Genomic DNA, 17,334 nt, shown 5'->3' on the forward strand with positions numbered 1-17,334 from the left:
GCTACCGCTTCGAGCGAACGGGAGAGATCAGCTTCCGGACGCCAGATTCAATATACAAGTAACCAAAGAAAGCAGCTCGTCACCGCCCGCGGTCACACGCAATTTGGGTAGTACTCTCGTCCAAGGTGGCACTCGCCTAAAGAGTGCCCTCAAAGGACTAACGGGGCTTGGATCGCGCACGGTCTGACGAGCTAGTTTTCCAAGGACACTGGTTCAGCACGAAAGAGCTTCGGCACAGCGCTACGCGCTGCCGCCGGGTATGCAAGGGAAACCAACGTGCGGCACTTGCGGTGAGATGGAGACGTTAGTAGAGAAGCACGCGCAGACCCGATTGACCGGTCGGCCGCGAAGCGGGCTGGAGCTATATGGTGCTGAACCAGTTTGGTGTGTGGTGCGATGTGACAGACCGTGCGCGAGCCAAGCCCGATTAGGTGTTTGAGGGCACTCTTTAGGCAGCCCACGATGGACGAGAGGACTACCCAAATTGCGTGTGACCGCGGGCGTATCGGGAGCTGCTTTCTTTGCTTACTTTCTTTGCAGCAGCAAAGAAAGTGAGTGCCGCCCCGCACAGGGGCAGTGCTAACAGACCGACACGAAAACGGGATCCAGCGAAATCGCAAGCGAACCACCACAACAAGCGCCAGCAAGAACCCCAAAAAAAACCATGCCCCGCCCAACCCCAGAAGAACTCCTCGACAAACTCCACCGCGAGGAAGAAAAACGCGAGCGCGGCAGACTGAAGATTTTCTTCGGCGCATCGGCGGGCGTAGGCAAGACCTTCGCGATGTTGCAGGCCGCACGCCGCCGCCGCGATGAAGGCGTGGAAGTAGTCGTCGGCCTGGTCGAAACGCATGGCCGCAAGGAAACCCTCGCACTGGTCGAAGGCCTCGAAACGCTGCCGCCCGCGCGCATCGAACACCGCGGCCGTCTGCTCGCCGAATTCGACCTCGACGCCGCGCTCGCCCGAAAACCGCAACTCATCCTCGTCGACGAACTCGCGCACTCGAACGTGCACGGCTCGCGCCACATGAAGCGCTGGCAAGACGTGCAAGAACTGCTCGACGCGGGCATCGACGTCTATACGACCGTCAACGTCCAGCACCTCGAAAGCCTCAACGACATCGTCGGGCGCATCACCGGCATTCGCGTCTGGGAGACCGTGCCCGATCGCATCTTCGACCTCGCCGATGAAGTCACGCTCGTCGACCTGCCGCCCGAAGAACTGCTCGACCGTCTGCGCGAAGGCAAGGTCTACCTGCCGGCGCAGGCCGAGCACGCCGTGCGCAACTTTTTTCGCAAGGGCAATCTGATCGCGCTGCGCGAACTCGCCTTGCGCCGCACGGCCGATCGCGTCGACGCGCAAATGCGCGAATACCGCGCCGATCAGTCGATCGAACGCATCTGGCGCGCGCGCGAACGGCTCATCGCGTGCATCGGCCCGGGACCGGAAAGCGCGACGCTCGTGCGCGCGGCCGCGCGGCTCGCCACGGCGCTCAAGGCCGACTGGCTCGCGGTGTACGTCGAGACGCCGAAGCTGCAGCGCCTCTCCGACGATCAGCGCCGCCGCACGCTCGACGCGCTCAAGCTCGCCTCCGAACTCGGCGCGGAAACCGTCACGCTCGATGGCGCCGATGCCGCCGCGACGCTCATCGACTACGCGCACATGCGCAACGTGTCGAAGCTCGTGGCGGGCGCGTCGGCGAGCGGCGAATGGCGGCGTCTCATCGCTCGGCCGGTGAGCGAGCGCATCATCCGGCAAGGATCCGATATCGACGTGACGCTCGTGTCGACCGGCACACGCGACGAGCCACGCCGCAGGATCACGCAAGCCTTCGGCACCTGGCGCGACGGCGCGCACTCGCCGCCGCGCGCCTATCTTCATGCGTTCGCGATCGGCGGCGGCATCACGCTCGTCGCCGACATACTCGCCGCCCGTCAGTTCGCAATCACGAATCTCGTGATGCTGTATCTGCTCGGCGTGATCTTCGCGGCCGTGCGGCTCGGGCGCGGTCCCGGCGTGATGCTGTCGTTTCTGTCGGTCGCCGCGTTCGACTTCTTCTTCGTGCCGCCCGAGCTGTCTTTCTCCGTGACGGACACGCAGTATCTGCTCACGTTCCTCGTCATGCTGCTGACCTCGCTCACGATCAGTCATCTGACGTCGAGCCTGCGGCGCGAGGCGCGCATCGCATCGCAACGCGAGCGGCGCACGGGCGCGATGTACGCGATGACCAAGGAACTCGGCGCCGCGTTGATGACCGAGCAGATCATCGAGATCGGCACGCGCCACGTCGCGGAAGTGTTTCAGGCGAAGGTCGCGATGCTCCTGCCCGACGCCGCCGAGAAAGTGCGGCAGAAAGTGGACGAACCGAATCCCGATGTGACGCTCGATGCCGCGCGTCTCGATCTCGACATCGCGCAATGGGTCTATGACCAGCAGAAACCGGCGGGACGCGGCACCGAGACCTTGCCCGCGAGCCAGGCGCTTTATCTCCCGCTCAAGGCGCCGATGCGCACGCGCGGCGTGCTCGCGCTCGTGACCGGGCGCGAAGCCGAACTCGCGGTGCCCGAGCAGCGCCGCATGATCGAAACGTTCGCGTCGCAGATCGCGCTTGCGCTGGAACGCGTGCATTACGTCGAAATCGCGCAGGACGCGCTCGTCAACATGGAATCGGAGCGCCTGCGCAACTCGCTTTTATCCGCGATATCGCACGATCTGCGCACGCCGCTCACGTCGATCGTCGGCTTCGCTTCGGTGCTGGAGGAAGAGGCGCGGGAAGCAGGCGGCCAGAGCGAGGCATCGCAGGAACTCGTGCACGCGATCCACGAAGAAGCGCTGCGCATGAGCGGCCTCGTGATCAATCTGCTCGACATGGCGCGTCTGCAGGCGGGCGCGATCCGGCTGAATCGTCAATGGTCGATGCTCGAAGAAACCGTGGGCGCCGCGCTCGCGAGTTCGCGCCGCGTGCTCGCCGGGCGTCCCGTACAGACGCGCGTGCCGGCGAACTTGCCGTTGCTGCAACTCGACGCCGTGCTGATGGAGCGTCTCTTCGCCAACCTGCTGGAAAACGCCGCGAAATACACGCCGCCCGCGACGCCGATCCGCATCGGCGCCGCGCTCGCGCACGACGGCGATGCGCGCTTCGTGCGCGTGTGCATCGACGATGAAGGGCCGGGCGTGCCGGCCGGCATGCAGAACCGTCTCTTCGACAAGTTCACGCGCGGCGAGAAGGAATCGGCGCAACCGGGCATCGGGCTCGGTCTCGCCATCTGCCGCGCGATCGTCGAGGCGCATGGCGGGCACATCGGCGTCGAGAATCGCGCGGACGCGAACGGGCGCATTCTCGGCGCACGATTCTGGTTCACGCTGCCGGCCAACGATGCGCCGCCCGAAGAATTGCCGCCCGACGAGGATGTCGACTCGAAGGCGGCCGCGCCGGGAACGGACGATGTCTGACGCGGCGAATTATGATGTCGGCTCACGAGCAAACTGAAAACCAACGATGAGCCAACCGACTTTGAACGGCGAGCGCGTGCAGCTTCGTCCGCTGCAACGCGAGGATCGCGCCGCCTTGCTCGATGCAGCCGCCGACGGCGAACTCTGGAATCTGAGCGTGACGGTCGTGCCGAACGAAGACACCATCGATCGTTATATCGACACCGCACTCGCGGGCCGCGATGCCGGCACCGTGATGCCGTTCGTGATCGTGCGCGCCAGCGATGCGCGCGTCGTCGGCAGCACGCGTTACTGGAAGATCGACCGCGTGAACCGCAAGCTCGAAATCGGACATACGTGGCTCGCGGCATCGACGCAGCGAACGGGCATCAACACGGAAGCGAAGTTTCTGCTGCTCGCGCACGCGTTCGAAGCAATGCGTTGCGTGCGCGTGCAGTTCACCACCGACGAGCTCAATGCGAAATCGCGCGCGGCGATACTCGGCGTCGGCGCGAAACAGGAAGGCATCGTGCGGCACGAGCGCATCATGCCCGATGGCCGCAAGCGCAATTCGGTGCGCTTTTCGATCATCGACGACGAATGGCCCGACGTCAAAGCGATGCTGCGCGCCAAGCTCACGCGTCGAGCGTAGCGCGCGCCTTCAGCGCTTTCACGCGCGCCTTCATGAACGCGACGAAGCGGCGCGTGACGGTGTCGTCGCGTTCGTCTTGCCATGCAAGTCCGACGCGCCAGCGCGCCGCTCGATCGCGCAATGTCAGCACGCGCGCATCGCGCAGCAAGTACTGCGCGCGCGATGGCAGGAACGCCGCGCCCACGCCGCCCGCCACCGATGCGAGCACGGACTGGATATCGTCCGCTTCCTGAATCACGCGCGGCGCGAAATCGTGCTCCGCGCACCAGCGATCGATCTGCGCAGCAAGCCCCGGCCCGCGCCCACGCGACAGCGCGATGAATCCCGGTTCGTTCAGTTCGTTCAGATTCGCGGGCAGACACTTGTAGCGCGTGTGCTCGGGCACGGCGAGCGCGAGCGTTTCATCGAGCACGGTGAAGCCGGAAAGCCCGGCGCTCGCGGGCATCCGCATGAATCCGACATCGAGCTTGTTCGCGAGGATGCGGCGCGTCTGTTCGTGCGACGAGAGATCGTGCAGCGTGATGCTCACGTCCGGATTCAGCGCGCCGAATTCGGCGATCAGCTTCGGCACATGCGTGAGCGTCGACAGGCACAAGCCGACGCGCAGAAATCCGCGCGCGCCGCTCGCGGCTTCGCGTGCGCGGGCCAGCACGGCGTCGGCGTCGCGCACGAGCGCTTGCGCATCGCCGATGAAGCCCGCGCCGAACGTCGTCAGATCCGCGCCGTGGCGTCCGCGTTCGAAGAGGCGCGCGCCGAGGCTTTCTTCGAGCGACGCAATCTGCTTGCTGAGCGCAGGCTGGCTCAAGTACAGCGCTTCGGCGGCACGGCCGAAATGACGCAATTCGGCGATGGTGAGAAAGGAGCGCAGGAGTTTTAATTCCATTTGGCGATCGAACACGTCGAAACATTCATTTTACTTATCGATTGCCGAGCGCTTCAATGAGGATACTCACTCGTCACATCGGGAGTTCCACTTGGATGCCGCATCGTTTCGTGTCGCCGTCATCGCGCTCGAATCGCGGAAGGGCGATGCCGCGCTCGACTGTCGATTCATCGCCGCAAAGCTCGCCTATGCCGCGCGCCAAGGCGTGTGGCTCGCGCTGTTTTCCCCTTCGGGTATCGACGATTCGCGCGCCGATCCGTTCGACGATCCGTCGATTCACGCGATCGCCGCCGCCGTCGATGAAAGCGGCGTCGCGGCGGGCGTCGGCTGGATCGAGCGCACCGAAGACGGCGGGCGCTTCGACAGCTACGCGATATGTTTTCCCGGCGGCGCGCGCGTGCGTCATCGCATGCCGCATCTCGCGCGACGCGGTTTGCACAGCGGCAATCGCCTCGGCGTATTCGACGCGCATCCGCTTGCGCACGAGACGGAGCGCACGACGGAACGCACGATGCCGCGCGGTTCGCTGCCGCTCAGTTTCGCGATCGTCGGCCGTCATCGATTGACGGGTTGAATCGCGCCTCCGCACGGCTTTTATGTCCCGATACAATCGGACGAACAGCCCGGCACGGAGGTTTCGCACATGGATTTGATCATTCGCCGCGCGGCGCTCGCTCACTCGCGCGAACTCGTCGACATCGGCATGGAGGCGGGGCGCATCGCCGCGATCGAGCGGCATCTTGCGGCCACCGCGCGCGAGGAAATCGATGCGAACGGCTCGCTCGTCACCGCGCCTTTCGTCGACGCGCACTTCCATATGGACGCGACGCTTTCCTACGGCCTGCCGCGCGTGAATGCGTCCGGCACGCTGCTCGAAGGCATCGCGCTATGGGGTGAATTGAAGCCGGATCTCACGCAGGAAGCGCTCGTCGAGCGCGCGCTGCAGTACTGCGACTGGGCCGTCGCGCGCGGATTGCTCGCGATCCGTTCTCACGTCGATGTGTGCGATCCGCGGCTTCTGGCCGTCGAAGCGCTCGTCGAAGTGAAACGGCGCGTGAAGCCGTATCTCGATCTGCAACTTGTCGCGTTTCCGCAGGACGGCGTGTTGCGCAGCCCGGGCGCGTTCGACAATCTGAAGCGCGCGATCGCGATGGGCGTCGATGTCGTCGGCGGCATTCCGCACTTCGAGCGCACGATGGCGGACGGCGCGGCATCGGTGAAACTGCTGTGCGAATACGCGGCGGAGCAGGGCTTGCGCGTGGACATGCACTGCGACGAGTCCGACGATCCGATGTCGCGCCACATCGAAACGCTCGCTGCGGAGACGCATCGGCTCGGCTTGCATGGACGCGTCACCGGCTCGCATCTCACGTCGATGCATTCGATGGACAACTACTACGTCAGCAAGCTTATTCCGCTGATGCGCGAGGCGGGCGTGAATGCAATCGCGAATCCTCTCATCAACATCACGTTGCAGGGGCGCTCCGATACTTACCCGAAGCGGCGCGGCATGACGCGCGTGCCGGAACTGATGGCGGCGGGCATCACGGTCGCGTTCGGGCACGACTGCGTGATGGATCCGTGGTACAGCCTGGGTTCGGGCGACATGCTCGACGTCGCGCACATGGGCTTGCACGTCGCGCAGATGACGGGCGTCGACGCGATGCGCGCGTGCTTCGATGCGGTCACGAAAAATCCTGCGCGGATTCTCGGGCTCGAAGGGTATGGCATCGAAGTGGGCTGCAACGCGGATTGCGTGGTGCTGGATGCGCGCGATCCTGTCGAAGCTATTCGGCTGCGGGCGGCGCGAACGGTTGTTGTCAGGCGCGGGAAGGTGGTGAGCCGGAGTCCGGCCGTGCGTGCGACGCTGGCGCTGGAAGGAAGGCCGGGGGAGGTGGATTTCAGGATTGAGAGGCGATAAAAAAAACCCGGTCCTCGCGGACCGGGTTTTCGCATCAATCGGCAGGAGACGTCAATGCACCGTCGCGCCCGACATCCCGTTATGCCTCAACAACGCGTCGATATCCGGCTCGCGCCCACGGAACGCCTTGAACGATTCCATCGCCGGACGACTGCCGCCGACTTCCAGAATCTCGCGACGATAACGCGTACCCGTGGTCGCATCGAGCACCGAACCGCTTCCGGCCTTCGCGGCTTCCTCGAACGCGGCGTACGCATCGGCGGATAAAACTTCCGCCCACTTGTAGCTGTAATACCCCGCCGCATACCCGCCCGCGAAAATATGGCTGAACGTATTCGGCCAGCGCGAGAAGGGCGCCTGCGGGATCACATGGAACTTCTCGTTGATCGCGCGTGCGAGATCGTTGACGTTCTGCGTCGCGTTGGCCGGATCGTAGGACGTGTGCAGCACCATATCGAACATCGAAAAGACGATCTGGCGCAGCGTGCCCAAACCGCTCTGGAAGTTCTTCGCGGCGAGCATCTTGTCGAACAGTTCGCGCGGCAGCGGCGCGCCGGTTTCGACGTGCGCGGACATGTCGGTCAACACGTCCCATTCCCAGCAGAAATTCTCCATGAACTGCGACGGCAGTTCGACCGCATCCCACTCCACGCCGTTGATGCCCGACACGCCCAGTTCGTCGATGCGCGTCAGCATGTGATGCAGCCCATGCCCGAATTCGTGGAACAGCGTGATGACTTCATCGTGCGTGAAGCATGCGGGTTTGCCGCCCACCGGCGCCGAAAAGTTGCAGGTGAGATAAGCAACCGGCGTCTGCACGCCGCCTTCGCCGCGCTTGTGACGCGAGCGCGCGTCGTCCATCCATGCGCCGCCGCGCTTGCCTTCGCGCGCGTAGAGGTCGAGATAGAACTGCGCGACGAGCGTGCCGTCCTTGTTCTCGACGCGGAAAAAGCGCACGTCCGGATTCCACACGGCGGCTTCGTCGCGGCGGATCGACACGTTGAAGAGCGTCTCCGTCACCTTGAAGAGGCCCTTCAACACGGCTTCTTGCGGGAAGTACTGCTTCACTTCGTTTTCCGAGAACGAATAGCGCTTCTGACGCAGCTTCTCCGCCGCGTACGCGATGTCCCACGGCTGCAACTCGGGCATGCCGAGCTCGGTCGCGGCGAACGCGCGCAGTTCCATCCAGTCGTTTTCGGCGTAGGGGCGGGCGCGCTTCGCCAAGTCTTCGAGGAACGCGATGACCTGCGCGGGCGATTCCGCCATCTTCGGCGCGAGCGACACTTCCGCGAAGTTCTGATAACCGAGCGTCTTCGCTTCTTCCTCGCGCAGCTTCAGATGCTCGACGACGTTCGCCGTGTTGTCCCATTCGGCCTTGCCGTTGCCATAGGTCGCGCCGAGTTCGGACGCGCGCGTGACGTACGCGCGATACATCGCCTCGCGCATCGGACGATGCTCCGAATACTGCAGCACCGGGAAATACGACGGGAAATGCAGCGTGAACTTCCAGCCGTCCTTGCCGTCGCGTTGCGCGGCTTCGCGGGCGGCTTCGATCACGTCGTCGGGCAGACCGGCGAGATCGCTCTTCTGCGTGACGATGTACGCATAGGCGTTGGTCGAATCGAGGACGTGATCCGAAAACGCCTTCGACAGCGCCGCCTGTTCTTCCTGCAACTGCGCGAAACGCGGCTTGCGGTCTTCGGGTAATTCGGCGCCCGAGAGACGGAAATCGCGCAGCGAGTTTTCGAGGATTTTTTTGCGCTCGGCCGACAAGCCCGCGAATTCGGTACCGGCGGCGATCGCCTTGTACTTTTCGTAGAGCGCGAGATTCTGTCCGACGCTCGCCGAGAATTCGGTCACGCGCGGCAGGTTTTCAGCGTGGGCGGCGCGCAGTTCGGGCGTATCGGCGACGGCGTTCAGATGGCCGACGATGCCCCACGCGCGCGACAATTTTTCCGATTCCTGCTCGACGGCCTCGACGACGTCTTTCCACGTCGCAGGCGTCTCGGGCGCGCTTGCACGGTCGACGGCGGCCTTGGCATTGGCAAGGAGCACATCGAGCGCGGGCGTGACGTGCGCCGGCTGAATCTCGCCGAAACGCGGAAGATCGGAGAAGTCGAGCAGCGGATTGGCCGCTGCCGCTTCGGACGTGATGGCTGACGTGGTATCGCTCATGGCTCTCCCGTGCTGATGTTGGATGACGCCGCACGGGTGTCGCGCCCCGCGCCGGCTCGTTCGGAGATTATTGGGGCGGGCGCGGCAAATTCCAATCGTTTGTTTTTAAGGGGCCGATTAAGGCAATGCCCGGCATTCCCCTACAACCCGCGGCCGCCCCGCGCCGCTCAAGCCTGCGCCGCGCGCTCGGCCGCTTCGATCGTGTTGACGAGCAGCATCGTGATGGTCATCGGGCCGACGCCGCCCGGCACCGGCGTGATATAGCCCGCCACTTCCTTCACGCCCGCGAAATCGACGTCGCCGCACAGCTTGCCTTCGTCGTTGCGGTTCATGCCGACGTCGATGACCGTCGCGCCCGGCTTCACCATGTCCGCCGTGAGGATGTCGCGGCGGCCGACCGCGGCGACGATCACATCGGCGTCGCGCGTATGTTTGGCGAGGTCGCGCGTCTTGCTGTGGCAGATCGTGACGGTCGCGCCCGCTTCGAGCAGGAGCAGCGCCATCGGCTTGCCGACGATGTTCGAGCGCCCGATCACGACGGCGTTCGCGCCTTTCAGGTCGATGCCGTGCGCTTCGAACATCTTCATCACGCCGTAGGGCGTGCACGGGCGAAAGAGCGGCTTGCCGGTCAGAAGCGCGCCGGCATTGGCGACGTGAAAACCGTCGACGTCCTTTTCCGGCGCGATCGCCTCGATGACCTTGTGGCTGTCGATGTGGGCGGGCAGCGGCAGTTGCACGAGGATGCCGTGGATCGACGCATCGGCGTTGAGCTTTTCGATGTGCGCGAGCAGTTCGTTTTCGGCGAGCGTCGCGGGGAAACGGTCCATCACCGAGTGCAGGCCGTTGTCCTGGCAGGCCTTCACCTTGTTGCGCACGTAGACTTCGCTCGCCGGATTGTCGCCGACGAGCACGACGGCCAGGCCCGGCTTGTGTCCACGGGCGGAGAGGGCGGCGGCGCGCCGGGCGACATCGGCGCGAAGGGTCTTGGATAGGGCGTTGCCGTCGATGAGTTGGGCGGTCATGGCGAATCGGATCGAGGATGGGCGAGGGCGCGCGAGGGCGTGAAGCCGACGCCGTGCCCGCCGCTCTGATCGGCGACGGTGCGCGGCGCTCGCGCAAGGTGCTGGGCGCTTGCTTGGCCGCTGTGCGGCAAATGCGCCCTTGGGAAGGGCGAAATTATACCGCCGGGCGCGCTCGGGAGTCTCGGCGGGTCACCGACGTGAAACCAGAATCTCGGATCCGCTGCGTGCCGATGAGTCTTCGCCCAGCGCTTGTCAAATTACTTGCCGCTTACCAGTAAACCACCGTTCTTCCGGGATACTCCCTGCCGCGTTATTTACCGATGCTTGCAGGAGAAAATCAAGAATGTCTTTCGGAAAATGTGCAGTCATATCATTGACGTTTAGCAGTGTCGTTTTGCTTTCCGCCTGCGGTGGCGGAGGCTCCGGCGGCGCGGATGAGAACCGTCAGCCCGCCAGCGCGCCCGCCGCGGCCGCACCGGCCAGCGCGGCGTCGTCGACGGTCCCTTCGACAGATTTGCCGACCAGCGCCAGCGCGCCTGCTGCGGCGTCTTCGCCGGCAACGGTGGGGGAAGCACTGCCGAGCCTCGCGAATCCGCAAGCAGGATCGACGGCGCAAACAGGAACGAACGCCGAAGGAATCTGGACGACGAATTCGCTGACGAACCGCACCATCGCGCTAGTCGATCCGGACGGCAATATCTCGTCGCTCAATGCGATTGGGTCGATCGTGACCAGCGCACTCTATGGCGTCATCTCATACTCGCCGCAGGCCTGGACGCTGACCTCCGGTCTGTCTTTCAACAACATGCTGTTCGCGTATCCGACGAGCTCGGGAAGCGGAACCTACTCGCCGCGAAACACTTTCAGCGGGAGCTACGTCGCGAATGGAGCGACCACGGAGTTCTCGTCGAACTACGATGCAGCGAACGCATTGAGTGTCACGCAGCAGAGCGTCGCGGGCACCTGGACGCAATCGTCGACGTCGCTGACGATCGCCGACGACGGCTCTTTCACAGGCAAACTAAGCGGTTGCGACGTCAGCGGAAAAATGTTGCTGGCGACGCCCGGCAGCAATCGCAACATGTACGCCGTGACGATGAGCGTGGCGCCCGCCACTTCCTGCTCGGTGCCCGCCGGCACGACCTATACCGGCAACGCGGCCATTCTGTTCGTGCCGATCACCGGCAGCAATGGTTATCGCCGAACGGTTCTGTACAACGTGCATAACCTGAACGAACTTCGTTATGCCTACGGCCAGTTGACGAAACAATAGTCCTCTCGCCCTGAGCCGCGCGCCACCCCGCGCCCGCTCAGGGCGTCACCACCTTCCACGACGAATCCGGGTTGAACGACTTGATCGCCGCCGCCTTGCTTGCGGAAGCCGGGCCCAGATCCTTCTCGTAGATCTGTCCGTCCTGATTGACCATGAACGTCATCACGCCCGTCTGGCCGTAGCGCGCGGGCGTCGCGATGACGCCGAAACCCTGCGTCAGCCGTCCGTCCTGAAGATAGTTCTTCGCGCCGCCCGGTGCGTTCGAGCCTTGCGACGTCAGAATGCGGTAGTGATAGCCGTAGTAGCCGTCCTTGTCGGTCGGCTTGTTCGGCATCGTCTCGGCGAGCGGACCGAGCGGGCTTTCCGGCTCGCCCGGCGCCGTGTCCCAGTAAAGGCCGTCGTGCTTGCCGGGCGTGCTCACGAAGCGGTCGGCGTAGCGCCCCGCCGTCTTGCGAAAGTCGTCCTGCGCGGCGACGACCGCGAGCGCGACCTGCATCGCCGATCGCTCGTTGCGCCCGATGCGCCTCGTCAGCAGCTCGTCGCGCGCGGCGCGCATGTCGAAGCGCCAGCCGTTCGCGACCTTGACGAGCGGAATCGGCAGCGTCCAGCCGTCCGTGCCCGCTTCGATGCGCGCTGAAGGATGTCCGTCGACCGTTTGCGCATCCTCGACGATGCGATGCTGCTGCGCCCACGCGCCGAGGTACGCGTAGATATCCTCCCGGCCGATGCTGCCTTCGGGCACATATCGGCGATGGTCCTTGCCGAGCACTTTGGCGAGCGCGGCTTCGTCGTTGGTGGCAATGGCGTCGGTGAACGCTTGCGCCGCCGCTTCGGGCGTCGGATAAACGGCCTGCGCGTGCGCGAGCGACGCGCCGAGCACGAGCGACGCGACCGCGAACGCGCGCAGGACGAGCTTCTTCGATGAGGCGAATGGTTTCATGTCGGGCTCCTGGATCTGGCGTTCGCCGCATTCGCGGCGTTTGACGATGGAATTGATCATCAACGGCGGAAGCCTCCGCCGCCGCCTCGATGGAACCCGCCGCCGCCTCCGCCACCGCCGTGGAATCCGCCACCGCCGCCTTGAAATCCGCCGCCGCCACGTTGCACGCCGCCTCCGCCCGCGCCCAAACCACCGCCACCGCCACCGCCCGCCTGACGCTGAACACCGCCGCCACCCGCGCCGGCGCGCTCATGCGACTGATTGAACGACTGCCGGCTCGCCTGTCCGCGCTGCATGTCCTGGCGCGCGCCGTTGCCGTCGCCCGCGCCGCGCAGCGCGTTGTCGCGATTTACGTCCTGCGAGCGCTGACGAAGATCGCTCGTCGTGCGCGCGTTCGGTCCGCCGCCCTCCCGGATGCTCTGCGCGCGCTGGCTCGCCGATTCGTTGAGGTTCTGGCCGGTGCGCTGCTGCAAGGTCTGCGCGGCTTGCGCGCGCGCATCCTCGCGGCCCCGGAACTGGTTGCCGTTCGCGCCGAGATTGGCGTTGTTCAGGTTCTGGCGGTTCGCGGCGACGTTCGTCCGGTTGAACTGCGGATCGTTGCGGTTCCAGCGCACGTTATTGCTGTTCGCATTGATGCGGTTGGCCGTGTTGATGTTGTTGTAGCGATTCACGTTGACGTTGACATCGCCGTGCCCCCAGTTGCAGTTGCCCCACAGCGAATTCACGACCGCGACGCCTGTTGCGAACGCCATGCCGGTCATGAACGCCGACCCGATCGCATATCCCGGAGGCGGCGGCACATAGACCGGCGGATACGCGGGATATGGCCACGTCCCGTACACGACCGTCGGGTTGTAGGTCGGCACGTAGACGACTTGCGGATTGGCGGGCTCGATCTGGATCACCGTAGTGCTGGTGGTCGTACTGCCCGCCGGCGCGGGCGCGCTCGTGACTTTCTGCTGCTCGTTCGTCTTCAGATTGCCCGCGCTTTGCGCCGCGCGCCGCAGACGCTGAACGGAGTCCATCACGTCGCTCGGCTGCGCGATGAACGCGTTGCCGAGCTGCGTCACCCAGTCGATCTTGGAGGCCATCGTCGCGAGCGCCTGCGGGAAAGCGACGAGCGACTGCACGCTCGGGTCCCATGGCTGCGTCTGCACGGCTTTCACGGCGTCGTCGCCCTTGACGTTCGGATTCGCCTTCGACCAGTCGGCCGCTTCGGTAATCTGCGACGGATACGTCGACGCCATCAGCACTTGCGCGAGCAGCGCATCCGGATAGAGCGCGACCGGCGCGGTCAGCGCGTCGAGTTGCTGGTTCGTGAGTTTCTGGCCGGCCGGCGCGGCGTTCTGCGCTTGCGCGTCGAGCGGATGCGCGGCGAAAAGCGGCATCGCGGCGAGCGTGACGGCGAACGCGATCGCTCTTGCCGTGCCGATTTGCGAACCAATGACACCCATTCGTTTCGACATCGAATCCCCCCGTGCGAGACGTTGCGAGATCGTTGCGCGTAGCCGGGATTGAAGCGAGGAAATCGGGTAGTGATCCGGCGTGATTCAGCCAATATCACTTTTCAGTTCGGCGTTCAACGAACTTTGGCGGGAAGGAGATTCGGGCGCATTCGCTCGCGAGCGCGCCGATAAACGCGCGGCCGGCATGACGATGCCGGCCGCGAAGGGGAGAGCCGAAGCGCTTATTGCTGCGGCTTGTTCGACAGCGCGAGACGCAGCAGATCGGCCACCGTGTTCACGGAAAGCTTCTCCATGATGTTCGCGCGATGCGCTTCGACCGTCTTGATGCTGATGCCGAGATCGTCGGCGATCTGCTTGTTCAGCCGCCCGGCGATGATGCGTTCTAGCACCTGATGCTCGCGCGCCGTCAGCTTGCCCAAGCGCTCTGCGGCCGCGCGCTGCTGCTGCACGCTGGTGCTCTCGCTGCGCGCCTTTTCGAGCATGCGCTCGACGAGCTTGCGCAGTTCGGCTTCGTCGAACGGCTTCTCGATGAAGTCCATCGCGCCCTTCTTCATGGTCGAGACGGCCATCGGGACGTCGCCGTGCCCCGTCACGAAGATGATCGGCAAGAGCGAGTTCTCGGCGATGAGCTTCTCCTGCAGTTCGAGCCCCGTCATGCCGGCCATGCGCACGTCGAGGATCAGGCAGGAAATCGCGCCGGAATGGGCGATCGGCAGGTAGACGTCGAGGAACGATTCCGCGCTGGAGAAACACTGAACGCGATAGCCGTTTGCTTCGAGCAGCCAGCGCAAGGAATCACGTACGGCTTCGTCATCGTCGACGACGAAGACGGTTTCCTGAGTGGTGACTGTGCTCATAGTTCTCCCGTAACTGTTTGTTGTCTCGTATGTTCGTCCTGCGCATCCGTGCCGCCCGTGCCCGAGCCGCCTTCCACTTCGCCGATCGGCAGGCTGCAGTGGAAAGTCGCGCCGGTCACGTGGCCGTCCGCTTCGACGTTGTTGACCACCCAAAGGCGCCCGCGATGCGACTCGATGATCGAACGGCAGATGTTCAACCCCATGCCCATGCCGTCGGACTTGGTGCTGTAGAACGGCTCGAAGAGACGCTCGGCGGTTGCTTCGTCCACGCCCGGACCCTGGTCGACCACGCTGATGCACACGAAGCCGCCGTCCATGCGCTGCACGACTACGCGTATCACCGGATCGACGGCGTGTGGTTTCGCATCATGCATCGCCTCGGCCGCGTTTTTCAACAGGTTGACCAACACTTGTTCGATCAAAACCGGGTCGACGTAAATGACGGGCATCCGCGAACGGATTTCGGTGACGATGCGGATCTTGCGTTTGCGCGCCTCGATCTCGGCGAGACCGACCGCGTCCGCGACGATATCCGCGACGCGCGCCGCCTGGCGCTTCGGTTCGCTGCGCTTCACGAACTCGCGGATGCGCTTGATGATCATGCCCGCGCGCACGGCCTGCTGCGCCGTTTTTTCGAGCACCGGAAGCAGCGTTTCCTGCGTCATGCGGCCGGATTTCACGAGCGCGACGCAGCCCGAGCAATAGTTGTTGATCGCGGCGAGCGGCTGATTCAACTCGTGCGCGAGCGACGACGCCATTTCGCCCATCGTCATCAGGCGGCTCGTGAACTGGAGCTTTTCTTCCTGCTGATGCGCGAGTTCCTGCGCCTGCTTCCTCTGCGTGATGTCGGTGGCGATCTGCATCTGCGCGAGATGGCCGTCGACCCACTGAATGTACTGGCGGCGCACCTCGAACCACTTCTGAATGCCTTCGACGTAGACCTCCTGCGCGTCCGCCGAGCTTTCCGTGAGGGCGGTGGCGGGCAGGCCCGCGTAGGTGTCGACCATGTCGATGGTGTCGGACGAACTCTGCGAACCGCCGTCGAACGCCGCGCCCGCGAGTTCCAGATGGCCATCCGGACGAATGCCGAACAGATGCCGGTAATAGCGGTTCGCGAACAGCAGTTCGGCTTCGTCGGCGGCGAGCACGGAGACGGCGGCGTCGAGACTTTCGAGGACGGTGGTGAAGCGCTCGTGCGCGGCGGCGAGTTCCTCACGCGCGCGTTTCGGTTCGGTGATGTCCGTCATCGACGACATCCAGCCCGTCTGACGGCCGGAACTGTCGATGAGCGGCGAGACATAGAGTCGCGCGTGGAAAAATGACCCGTCTTTTCGGCGCACACGCAGTTCGAAACCGGAAGAGGGCGCTTTGCCGCGCAGCGTCATGTCGAGCTGGCGCTGCATCTCCGGATACGCGTCGCGCGGCCAGTACGGGAACGGCGCGTTCTTGCCGACGAGATCGCTTTCGTCCCAGCCCGTCATCCGGCAGAACGCCGGATTCACGTGCGTGATGCGGCCGTGCATGTCGAGCACGCGCATGCCGATCAGCACGGAGTTTTCCATCGCGCGACGGAAGAACGCCTCGGCGTAGAGCGCCTGCTGCGCCTCGAAGCGCTGGCGCGTGTGCTTCCACAGACTCCAGAGACTCCACAGCACGAAGCACGACAAACCGGCGACGAGCCAGACGAGCGTGTTGTTGGTGAAGTTCGTGAGCTGCGGATACGAGTACACGCGCACCGACAGGCCTTGTCCGGGCGGGTCGAGCGGCAGGTCGTAGAACATGTCGCGCGGCAGGCGCGGGCGGCTCGATGTGGTCGCGAGCTCGCGGTTGTTCAGATCGGTGATGGAAATCTTGTATTTCGCCGACAATTCGCTCGGAATGTCGTGCTTCAGTATGCCTTCGATCGAGAACACGGCCGCGATCGAGCCGAGGAATTCGCGGTCGCGGAAAACCGGCGTCTGCAGCGTGATGTAGCCGTTGCCGAGATCGTCGTACAGCAACGGCGAGTAGACTTGGCGGCGGGTGGTGCGCGCTTCGTCGAAGGCGGCCTGCACGGCCTCGTCCATCTGCGTGTCGTTCGGCTTGGCGAGGCGCGATCCGAGCACGGGCAGCGGCGTATTCGGCCAGCGCGGCTTATGCTCGCTCGTGTACCAGTTCATGTAGAGGATCTCAGGATGCCCCTGCATGATGTCGGTGGACGATGTCTGGAAGGTTTGCGGATCGCCGTGCCCGGTCGCGATGTCGCGCGCGAGCGCCTGGATCTGCTCCTGCGCACCGGTCATCGACAGGCGAATTTGTTGCTGAGCCCACGCGACGTTGCGATAAAGCGTGTCTTCCTGCTGCTGTTGCTCGCGCCGGTTCAGGCTCCAGAGAATCAGACTCATCACGATCAGAAACACCAGGATCGAAATGAGCGGCGTGAGTAAATAGGAGTTCGACCACCACGGTCCGTGGTGCCAGCGGGAGGGCGAGGCGTCGGTCGGCTTGCGCGCGGACCTCGCCGAGCGTTTGATCAGCCGTTCGGTCAACATGGAGCGATTGTAACGCACCACCTGATTGTTAAATGGCGTAAAAAGACGGTAAAGCGTGCTCAGTTGCAGGAAAAGGAGGAGAAACATCTGAACAAAAAAGTCTTATCGGACGGTGCGTTGCAGCAATTTTTCGCATGGTGAGATTAGCTCTCATGATTTGAAAAATTCCTTGCGTCATGGT

At 64.2% G+C, this 17,334-nt stretch carries 13 protein-coding genes; 5 read left to right on the forward strand and 8 right to left on the reverse strand.

Features of this window, described 5'->3' with window-relative positions:
• The first annotated feature begins 664 nt into the window (after nucleotides 1-664).
• Both NCT05_RS06035 and NCT05_RS06040 read left to right on the forward strand, forming a co-directional pair.
• The gene (locus tag NCT05_RS06035; RefSeq protein ID WP_250501907.1) at nucleotides 665-3,454 is read left to right on the forward strand and encodes a DUF4118 domain-containing protein; all 2,790 of its coding nucleotides are present in this window, start codon (nucleotides 665-667) and stop codon (nucleotides 3,452-3,454) included.
• 46 nt (nucleotides 3,455-3,500) lie between these two features.
• The gene (locus NCT05_RS06040; protein WP_250501908.1) at nucleotides 3,501-4,085 is read left to right on the forward strand and encodes a GNAT family N-acetyltransferase; all 585 of its coding nucleotides are present in this window, start codon (nucleotides 3,501-3,503) and stop codon (nucleotides 4,083-4,085) included.
• On the opposite strand, the gene NCT05_RS06045 is transcribed toward NCT05_RS06040, so the two are convergent.
• Nucleotides 4,069-4,968, reverse strand: coding sequence for a LysR family transcriptional regulator (locus NCT05_RS06045; protein ID WP_250501909.1), 900 nt, complete (start codon nucleotides 4,966-4,968; stop codon nucleotides 4,069-4,071). The two genes, NCT05_RS06040 and NCT05_RS06045, sit on opposite strands and share 17 nt — an antisense overlap.
• Before the next feature lie 91 nt (nucleotides 4,969-5,059).
• On the opposite strand from NCT05_RS06045, the gene NCT05_RS06050 reads away from it, so the two are divergent.
• A complete protein-coding gene (locus NCT05_RS06050) occupies nucleotides 5,060-5,542 on the forward strand; it encodes a carbon-nitrogen hydrolase family protein (RefSeq protein WP_175979922.1) in 483 nt (160 codons plus the stop codon).
• A 69-nt stretch (nucleotides 5,543-5,611) separates the two neighbouring features.
• Nucleotides 5,612-6,889 carry an amidohydrolase family protein gene (locus NCT05_RS06055; protein WP_008350489.1) on the forward strand — a complete coding sequence of 426 codons (1,278 nt, stop codon included), beginning with the start codon at nucleotides 5,612-5,614 and terminating at the stop codon, nucleotides 6,887-6,889.
• 51 nt (nucleotides 6,890-6,940) lie between these two features.
• On the opposite strand, the gene NCT05_RS06060 is transcribed toward NCT05_RS06055, so the two are convergent.
• From NCT05_RS06060 to NCT05_RS06070, 3 genes are all read right to left on the reverse strand, one after another.
• Complete coding sequence (locus tag NCT05_RS06060; RefSeq protein ID WP_250501910.1) at nucleotides 6,941-9,064, reverse strand: M3 family metallopeptidase; 2,124 nt, start codon at nucleotides 9,062-9,064, stop codon at nucleotides 6,941-6,943.
• A 167-nt stretch (nucleotides 9,065-9,231) separates the two neighbouring features.
• Entirely contained in the window at nucleotides 9,232-10,086 is an 855-nt protein-coding gene (gene folD, locus NCT05_RS06065; RefSeq protein ID WP_008350485.1) for a bifunctional methylenetetrahydrofolate dehydrogenase/methenyltetrahydrofolate cyclohydrolase FolD, read from the reverse strand.
• Between the two features lie 444 nt (nucleotides 10,087-10,530).
• Nucleotides 10,531-10,758 (reverse strand): hypothetical protein, encoded by a 228-nt coding sequence (locus NCT05_RS06070; RefSeq protein WP_235366345.1) that lies wholly within the window; start codon nucleotides 10,756-10,758, stop codon nucleotides 10,531-10,533.
• A 55-nt stretch (nucleotides 10,759-10,813) separates the two neighbouring features.
• Here NCT05_RS06070 and NCT05_RS06075 point away from each other — a divergent pair, with 55 nt between their 5' ends.
• Nucleotides 10,814-11,359 (forward strand): hypothetical protein, encoded by a 546-nt coding sequence (locus NCT05_RS06075; RefSeq protein WP_239294958.1) that lies wholly within the window; start codon nucleotides 10,814-10,816, stop codon nucleotides 11,357-11,359.
• 37 nt (nucleotides 11,360-11,396) lie between these two features.
• On the opposite strand, the gene NCT05_RS06080 is transcribed toward NCT05_RS06075, so the two are convergent.
• The 4 genes from NCT05_RS06080 to fixL form a co-directional block, all read right to left on the reverse strand.
• Nucleotides 11,397-12,299, reverse strand: a complete 903-nt coding sequence (locus NCT05_RS06080; protein ID WP_250496776.1) for a DUF2950 domain-containing protein — start codon at nucleotides 12,297-12,299, stop codon at nucleotides 11,397-11,399.
• A gap of 59 nt (nucleotides 12,300-12,358) precedes the next feature.
• Nucleotides 12,359-13,753, reverse strand: coding sequence for a DUF3300 domain-containing protein (locus tag NCT05_RS06085; protein WP_502801777.1), 1,395 nt, complete (start codon nucleotides 13,751-13,753; stop codon nucleotides 12,359-12,361).
• A 233-nt stretch (nucleotides 13,754-13,986) separates the two neighbouring features.
• Complete coding sequence (fixJ, locus tag NCT05_RS06090; protein WP_008350478.1) at nucleotides 13,987-14,622, reverse strand: oxygen response regulator transcription factor FixJ; 636 nt, start codon at nucleotides 14,620-14,622, stop codon at nucleotides 13,987-13,989.
• Entirely contained in the window at nucleotides 14,619-17,153 is a 2,535-nt protein-coding gene (gene fixL / locus NCT05_RS06095; RefSeq protein WP_034472179.1) for an oxygen sensor histidine kinase FixL, read from the reverse strand. The genes fixJ and fixL overlap by 4 nt, the downstream gene beginning before the upstream one ends.
• Nucleotides 17,154-17,334 lie beyond the last annotated feature (181 nt).

The organism is Caballeronia sp. AZ7_KS35 (assembly GCF_023631045.1).
Classification (GTDB): domain Bacteria; phylum Pseudomonadota; class Gammaproteobacteria; order Burkholderiales; family Burkholderiaceae; genus Caballeronia; species Caballeronia zhejiangensis.

What these genes read in the sequence shown, in the direction of transcription:
- NCT05_RS06035 (WP_250501907.1), top strand. Translation starts at nt 665, where the DNA reads ATGCCCCGCCCAACCCCAGAAGAACTCCTCGACAAACTCCACCGCGAG.
- NCT05_RS06040 (WP_250501908.1), top strand. Translation starts at nt 3,501, where the DNA reads ATGAGCCAACCGACTTTGAACGGCGAGCGCGTGCAGCTTCGTCCGCTG.
- NCT05_RS06045 (WP_250501909.1), bottom strand. Translation starts at nt 4,968, where the DNA reads ATGGAATTAAAACTCCTGCGCTCCTTTCTCACCATCGCCGAATTGCGT.
- NCT05_RS06055 (WP_008350489.1), top strand. Translation starts at nt 5,612, where the DNA reads ATGGATTTGATCATTCGCCGCGCGGCGCTCGCTCACTCGCGCGAACTC.
- NCT05_RS06060 (WP_250501910.1), bottom strand. Translation starts at nt 9,064, where the DNA reads ATGAGCGATACCACGTCAGCCATCACGTCCGAAGCGGCAGCGGCCAAT.
- folD (WP_008350485.1), bottom strand. Translation starts at nt 10,086, where the DNA reads ATGACCGCCCAACTCATCGACGGCAACGCCCTATCCAAGACCCTTCGC.
- NCT05_RS06070 (WP_235366345.1), bottom strand. Translation starts at nt 10,758, where the DNA reads ATGGTGCGGTTCGTCAGCGAATTCGTCGTCCAGATTCCTTCGGCGTTC.
- NCT05_RS06080 (WP_250496776.1), bottom strand. Translation starts at nt 12,299, where the DNA reads ATGAAACCATTCGCCTCATCGAAGAAGCTCGTCCTGCGCGCGTTCGCG.
- NCT05_RS06085 (WP_502801777.1), bottom strand. Translation starts at nt 13,753, where the DNA reads ATGGGTGTCATTGGTTCGCAAATCGGCACGGCAAGAGCGATCGCGTTC.
- fixJ (WP_008350478.1), bottom strand. Translation starts at nt 14,622, where the DNA reads ATGAGCACAGTCACCACTCAGGAAACCGTCTTCGTCGTCGACGATGAC.
- fixL (WP_034472179.1), bottom strand. Translation starts at nt 17,153, where the DNA reads ATGTTGACCGAACGGCTGATCAAACGCTCGGCGAGGTCCGCGCGCAAG.